At 62.5% G+C, this 6,849-nt stretch carries 4 protein-coding genes and 1 pseudogene; 3 read left to right on the top strand and 2 right to left on the bottom strand.

The genetic code is table 11. The features are described from left to right. Positions 1-120: 120 nt before the first annotated feature. Together recA and alaS are read left to right on the top strand one after the other, a co-directional pair. Positions 121-1,185, top strand: coding sequence for a recombinase RecA (gene recA / locus VZ95_RS13280; RefSeq protein ID WP_045776273.1), 1,065 nt, complete (start codon positions 121-123; stop codon positions 1,183-1,185). A 148-nt stretch (positions 1,186-1,333) separates the two neighbouring features. Further along, a pseudogene (alaS, locus tag VZ95_RS13285) lies at positions 1,334-3,983 on the top strand (alanine--tRNA ligase). A gap of 79 nt (positions 3,984-4,062) precedes the next feature. On the opposite strand, the gene VZ95_RS13290 reads toward alaS, so the two are convergent. After that, entirely contained in the window at positions 4,063-4,383 is a 321-nt protein-coding gene (locus VZ95_RS13290) for a hypothetical protein (RefSeq protein ID WP_045776274.1), read from the bottom strand. 254 nt (positions 4,384-4,637) lie between these two features. Here VZ95_RS13290 and VZ95_RS13295 point away from each other — a divergent pair, with 254 nt between their 5' ends. After that, entirely contained in the window at positions 4,638-5,795 is a 1,158-nt protein-coding gene (locus tag VZ95_RS13295; RefSeq protein ID WP_045776275.1) for an iron-containing alcohol dehydrogenase, read from the top strand. Here the strand turns inward: VZ95_RS13295 and VZ95_RS13300 are convergent. Next, the gene (locus VZ95_RS13300) at positions 5,792-6,664 is read right to left on the bottom strand and encodes a ribokinase (protein ID WP_045776276.1); all 873 of its coding nucleotides are present in this window, start codon (positions 6,662-6,664) and stop codon (positions 5,792-5,794) included. The two genes, VZ95_RS13295 and VZ95_RS13300, sit on opposite strands and share 4 nt — an antisense overlap. Between the last annotated feature and the right edge of the window lie 185 nt (positions 6,665-6,849).

The following is a 6,849-nucleotide window of genomic DNA, read 5'->3' on the forward strand; positions in this document are numbered from 1 at the left end:
TTGAAACATATTTTTGTTCCCGTTATAGTCTGGGCTAGGGCATCCCCTGGCCGATCAAGCCTTGGCCTAGCCTGCGTTGCATCGCCGTGATGGCTGTGAAATAACCGGGAGGCACTCGTCATGACCGTCGCGCAACTGCGCCTTATCGATAAAGATAGCATGGATAAGAACAAGGCTTTGGAAGCCGCCCTCGGGCAAATCGAACGGGCCTTTGGTAAAGGCTCGATTATGAAACTGGGTCAGCGCGACGCTTCGGTTGAGACCGAGGTGATCTCGACCGGCTCCTTGGGGCTCGATATCGCCCTTGGGATCGGCGGGTTGCCGCGCGGCCGCATTATCGAAATCTACGGGCCGGAAAGCTCGGGGAAAACCACGCTTGCGCTGCACGTGATCGCTGAAGCGCAAAAGGCGGGCGGCACCTGCGCCTTCGTCGATGCCGAACACGCGCTCGACCCAAGCTATGCGCGCAAGCTTGGCGTCAATATCGATGAGTTGCTGATCTCGCAGCCCGACGCGGGGGAGCAGGCGCTGGAAATTACCGATACGCTCGTTCGCTCCGGCGCGATTGACGTGCTGGTCATCGATAGCGTCGCCGCCCTCGTGCCGCGCGCCGAGCTTGAAGGTGAAATGGGCGACACCCACGTCGGTTTGCAGGCGCGCCTGATGAGCCAGGCGCTGCGCAAGCTGACGGGCACCATTTCGAAATCGCGCTGCATGGTGATCTTCATCAATCAGATCCGCCAGAAAATCGGCGTGATGTTCGGAAATCCCGAAACCACGACGGGCGGCAACGCGCTGAAATTCTACGCCTCGATTCGCCTCGATATTCGCCGCATCGGCGCGATTAAGGACCGGGAAACCGCGACGGGGAATCAAACCCGCGTGAAAGTGGTGAAGAATAAGATGGCGCCGCCGTTCCGCGTCGTCGAGTTCGATATCATGTACGGCGAAGGCATTTCGAAGGTCGGTGAGTTGATCGATCTTGGGGTGAAGGCCGGGGTTGTCGAAAAATCGGGGGCTTGGTTCTCCCACGAGGGTCAACGCGTCGGCCAAGGGCGCGAGAACGCCAAGGTCTTTATGCGGGAAAACCCGGCGATTGCCGATAAGGTCGAGCAGACTATTCGCGACAACGCCAAGGGCGTCGCCGACGCAATGATGGGCGCGCCCGAGACGGCGGGCGATTAAGGGAGGGGCGGTGGTTGGGAAAGCTCAAGTCGCCGCCGTTCCGTCACTAGCATGGACAAGGCCGCCTTGGCCGGGCTACAACGCAAGACCCTGCGTGTGAGTGAGAACGGAACGGCGCGTTAAGCCCTGGACCGTCAACGGGAAGGCCATGCAAAGCACTAACGAAGTTCGCGCTAAATTTCTCTCCTATTTCGGCAGCCAAGGGCATGCGGTCGTGGAGTCCAGTCCGCTGGTGCCACGGAACGATCCGACATTGCTATTTGCCAGTGCCGGGATGGTGCAGTTCAAGAATCTGTTCACCGGAACGGAAAAGCGCGATTACGTGCGCGCCACTACCGCGCAGAAATGCCTGCGGGCGGGCGGTAAGCATAATGATTTGGAGAATGTGGGCTATACGGCCCGGCACCATACGTTCTTCGAAATGCTGGGCAATTTCTCGTTCGGCGATTACTTCAAAGAGCGCGCCATTGAACTCGCCTGGAACACGGTCACGCGCGAGTTTGGGCTCGACGCCAAGCGCCTGCTCGTCACCGTTTACCATGATGACGACGAGGCCCACGGTCTGTGGAAGAAGATTGCCGGCCTCAGCGATGATCGGATCATCCGCATCGCCACCAGCGATAATTTCTGGTCGGCGGGCGATACCGGCCCCTGCGGCCCTTGCTCGGAAATCTTCTTCGATCATGGCGATAAGGTGTGGGGTGGCCCACCCGGCAGCGCCGATCAGGATGGCGACCGTTTCATCGAAATCTGGAACCTCGTGTTCATGCAGTTCGAGCAGCAGGGCGATGGCACGCGCCTGCCGCTGCCGCGCCCGTCGATCGATACGGGTATGGGGCTGGAACGCGTGACGGCGGTGCTCCAGGGCAAGCACGATAATTACGATATTGACCTGATGCGCGCGCTAATCGAGGCCTCGGCCCATGCCGCCAACTCCGATCCGGACGGCCCGCATAAAATCTCGCACCGGGTGATCGCCGACCATTTGCGCGCGTCCTGCTTCCTGATGGCCGATGGCGTGCTGCCGTCGAACGAGGGGCGGGGCTATGTGCTGCGCCGCATCATGCGCCGAGCGATGCGCCACGCGCACATGATCGGCTGCCGCGACCCGCACCTATGGCGGCTGGTTCCGGCGCTGCAAAAGCAGATGGGCGACCATTACCCCGAACTCAATCGCGCCAGCGCGCTGATGACCGAAACCTTGAAGTTGGAAGAAACCCGCTTCAAGGCGATGTTGGAGCGCGGTCTGAAACTGCTGGAAGATGAAACCCATAAGCTCGGCGAGGGCCAGGCGCTCGCGGGCGATGTGGCGTTCACGCTCTATGATACGTTCGGCTTCCCGCTCGATCTAACCCAAGACGTGCTAAGGGGCCAGGGCCGAACGGTCGATACGCTCGGCTTTGAAGCCTCGATGCAGGCCCAGCGCGCCAAGGCGCGGGCGGCATGGTCCGGCTCGGGGGAAGCGGCTACCGATAAGCTTTGGTTCGAGTTGCGCGATGCCCACGGTGCCACCGATTTTCTCGGTTATTCCACCGATTCGGCGGAAGCGCAGGTGCTGGCGATCATCGCCGAGGGGGCTCCCGTGCAAACGGCGGCCCAGGGCAGCAGCGTTGCCGTGATCGTCAATCAAACGCCCTTCTATGGTGAATCCGGCGGCCAGCAGGGCGACCAAGGCGTTATCGAAACCCCGGCGGGCGTGCGCGTGCGCATTAGCGATACGCAAAAGCGCGTCGGTGATTTGTGGGTTCACCTCGGCACGGTCGACGCCGGAAGCCTTTCGGTGGGCGATGGTGTAACCCTGACGGTCGCGGCGGAACGCCGGGCGCAACTGCGCGCCAATCATTCCGCCACGCATTTGCTGCACGAGGCCTTACGCCGTCGCTTGGGCGATCACGTTACGCAAAAGGGCTCCTTGGTTGCGGCCGAGCGCCTGCGGTTCGATATCAGCCACCCGAAGCCCTTGTCGGCGGAGGAAGTGCAGGATGTCGAGCGCGAGGTCAACGCCCGCATTCGTCTAAATACCGATGTGAATACCCGCCTGATGACACCCGATGACGCGGTTGCCGAAGGCGCGTTGGCGCTATTCGGCGAAAAATATGGCGATGAAGTCCGCGTTGTCACGATGGGGGCGGATAGCGTGCGCTTCTCGGTCGAACTCTGCGGCGGCACGCATGTGCGGCGCACGGGCGATATCGGCGCGTTCAAAATTGTCGGCGAAAAACGCGGTTGCGGCGGGTGTCCGCCGGATCGAGGCGATTACGGGTCAAGCCGTGCTCGATCATCTCGCCCAGCAAGAAGCGACCTTGGCGGCGGCAGCCGGGAGTTTGAAAACCACGGCGACCGAGCTTCCGGCCCGCGTTGCCGCCTTGGTCGACGAGCGGCGGCGCTTGGAGCGGGAACTGTTGGAAGCGCGTAAAGCGCTGGCCACGGGCGGTTCGGGCGCGGCGGCGGCGGTTGAAACCGTCGCGGGGATTGCCTTTGTCGCCCGCCGAGCCGATGGCGTTCCGGCGCGCGAGTTGAAAGGCATGGTCGATCAACTGAAGCAGGATATGACCGATGGCGTCGTTGTCGTCGCGGCGGCGGACGAGGGGAAGGTCTCTTTGGTCATCGGCGTCACTGAAGCCCTATCGAAGCGCCTGAGTGCGGTCGATCTGGTTCGGGTTGGCGCGGAAGCTCTGGGCGGTAAGGGTGGCGGCGGCCGTCCCGATATGGCGCAAGCGGGCGGGGCGGACCCTGCGCTGATCGAGGCGGCTTTTGCTGCGGTGCGGAATCATCTAGCTTCGGTGCCGGTCGCCTGATACCGAACAAAAAAGGGGGAGGATGGTTGCCATCCTCCCCCTTTGTTCTGAAGCGCTGCAACCAGAAGCGGCCTAGGGATTACCCTTCAGCCGAAAGCTCGCGGATCGCCTGAAGCTGATTGAAGATTTGCGAGACGGGCAGGGCGCTGAGGCTGCTGGAGAGATTATTCAGGCTGGCCGCCAAATTGCGGGTTTCTTCTTCCATTCGGGCCGATGCTTCGCGCAACCGTGCGGCACCTTGCCGCATGGCTTGAGTCGAAGCCGCTGAGGCGGCAGCGGAGGCGCGCAGCCGCGCAATCGTCGCTGAAAGATTGACGCGGCGATGATGAATCGGGTCGTTATTGTCGTTGGCAACGATACGCTTCAGTCGAAAATCGACCTTAATGATTGCAGCGCTCATCGTCTTGTTCCACTTCTTTTGTAAAACGGCCCGACGAAGGGAGGAGAACTGAGTTAAAGGTCGCTGCAAATGCGAAGCAGAGCAAGAGAAAAATTTACCCTTTTTTTTAGATTAATTTATTTTCCTTTAAGTTCAGGGGCTTTGGGAAAGATAACAGAAAATCGTGTGAAGATAAGTCAGTTAGCGCCTGCAACATAAAGACTCTCGGCGAAATGACCGGGGCTGTCAACCGAACGCACTCGAGGGAGGGGAAAATGTTCAGCTTAATGACACCGCAGTTGGTGGTGATGGGCGGTGGCACACGCAAGGAAACCGCGACGTTACTGGCCCGACTGGGGATTCGCCACCCGCTGATTGTGACCGATAAGTTTCTGGTTCAGACCGGCGTTGTTGGGGAGATCGCAGCGGCGCTGCGCGCGGCGGGTCTCACGGTGGGGATTTTCGACGAAACGGTGCCCGACCCGACGGTCAGCGTCATCGAAGCGGGCGTTGCACGGCTCAAAACCGAGGCGTTCGATGGGCTTCTGGCCATCGGCGGCGGTAGCCCGATGGATACGGCAAAAGCGATGGCGGTTTTGGCCAAAGGCGGCGGCGCGATGCGCGATTATAAGGTGCCTGCCAGCGCCGATCAGGCCGATTTGCCGGTGATCTGCATTCCCACGACCGCCGGAACGGGGTCGGAAGTCACGCGGTTTGCGGTGATTACCGACGAAGCGACCGACGAGAAAATGCTCATCATGGGCCTTGCGTGCCTGCCGCGCGCCGCCATCGTCGATTACGAGCTGACGTTGACGAAACCGCTGCGCCTCACCGCCGATACCGGCATCGATGCGCTCACCCACGCCATTGAAGCCTATGTGAGCCGCAAGGCCACCCCGCTCAGCGATGTTTATGCGCTGGAAGCGATGCGGCTGATTTATCCCAATCTGCGCACGGCGTGCTTCGAGCCCGGCAATCATGTGGCGCGCGAAGCGATGATGCGCGGGGCGACTTTGGCGGGCTTAGCCTTCTCCAATGCGTCGGTGGCGCTGGTCCACGGTATGAGCCGCCCGATTGGGGCCTTCTTCCACGTGCCGCACGGGCTGTCGAACGCTATGCTGCTGCCTGCCGTCACCGCCTTTTCGGCCCCGGCGGCGCTGGAACGCTATGCAACGGTGGCGCGCACCCTCGGGCTGGCCTCGGCAGAGGAAGGCGACCAGGCGGCGGTCTCGGCGCTTCTCGGCGCGCTGAGCGCCCTTAACCGCGATCTGACGGTGCCGACGCCCGAGGCCTATGGCATCGATGAGGCGCGCTATCTGGGCCTCATGGAACGGATGGCGGAACAGGCGCTGGCCTCGGGCTCGCCGGGCAATAATCCGCGCGTGCCCACCGTGGATGAAATCGTGACGCTGTACCGCGCGGCGTATCGCTAACCCAGAAACGCTTCGATCTGAGGGCGCGTGGCGAAACTGGGCTGCGCGCCCTCGGTCAGGCAGGCGAGGGTTCCGGCGGCAAGGGCAAAGCGCAGGGCTTCGGGCGGGTGTAGCCCGTGGCTAAGGGCGGCCACCAGCGCGCCGACGCTGGCATCGCCCGCCCCCGTGGTATCGATGGGCGTGATGTGAACCGCGGGGATCGAAAAGAGATGCGTCCCGAACCGGGCAATCGCGCCGTCGCCGCCCAAGGTGATGACGATATCGCCCGGCCAGTCCCGCAGCGATTCTTCGGGCAGTGCCGCACCGGTGAGAGCGGCGGCTTCCCCCTCATTCACGACGAGTAGGTCGATCAGATCGACGAGATCGGTTGGCAAATCGGGGGGGACCGGGGCCAGATTCCAGACCACGCGCGCGCCATTGCTCTTAGCGGTGCGGGCCGCGCGGAGGGCTTCGGCAAAGGCAAGCTCGCCCTGCAACAGCAGAATATCATCGTCCCCGAGCGGCGGGAGCCAGTCGGCGGAAACCGCGCCATTCGCCCCCGGTGCTACGAGAATCTGATTTTCGGCGGTTTGCGTATCGACCGCGATCAGGGCGATCCCGGTGGCGATGCCGGGCAAGATGCACACGCCGTTGAGATCAACCCCACCCGCCCGCAAGAGCGCCAAGGCGGGATCGGCAAAACTATCGCTCCCCACGGCCCCGAACAGCCGCACGGCCCCGCCCGCGCGCTGGGCGGCCAGCGCCTGATTAGCGCCTTTCCCGCCCGGATGAGCGGCAAAGGCGCCACCAAGCACGGTTTCGCCCGGCGCGGGCAGATGGGGCGCACGGATCACGAGATCAAGGTTGATTGAGCCGAAAACGGTAATCATCGTGGAGGGCCTATTTATAGCGCAATAGACGGTCGCACAGGCGGGCGAAGAACCCGTCGGCGTCGATCTCGGTCAGCACGAGGGCTTGCGGCAGCGGCGGTTTGGCCACGCTCCACCAGTCGGCGGTCAGGCGGCCTTCGGGCCGGCAGCACATCGACGCCCACGCCGCCGCGTGGCCGCGCATC

It is taken from the genome of Elstera litoralis (genome assembly GCF_000963705.1).
GTDB lineage: Bacteria > Pseudomonadota > Alphaproteobacteria > Elsterales > Elsteraceae > Elstera > Elstera litoralis.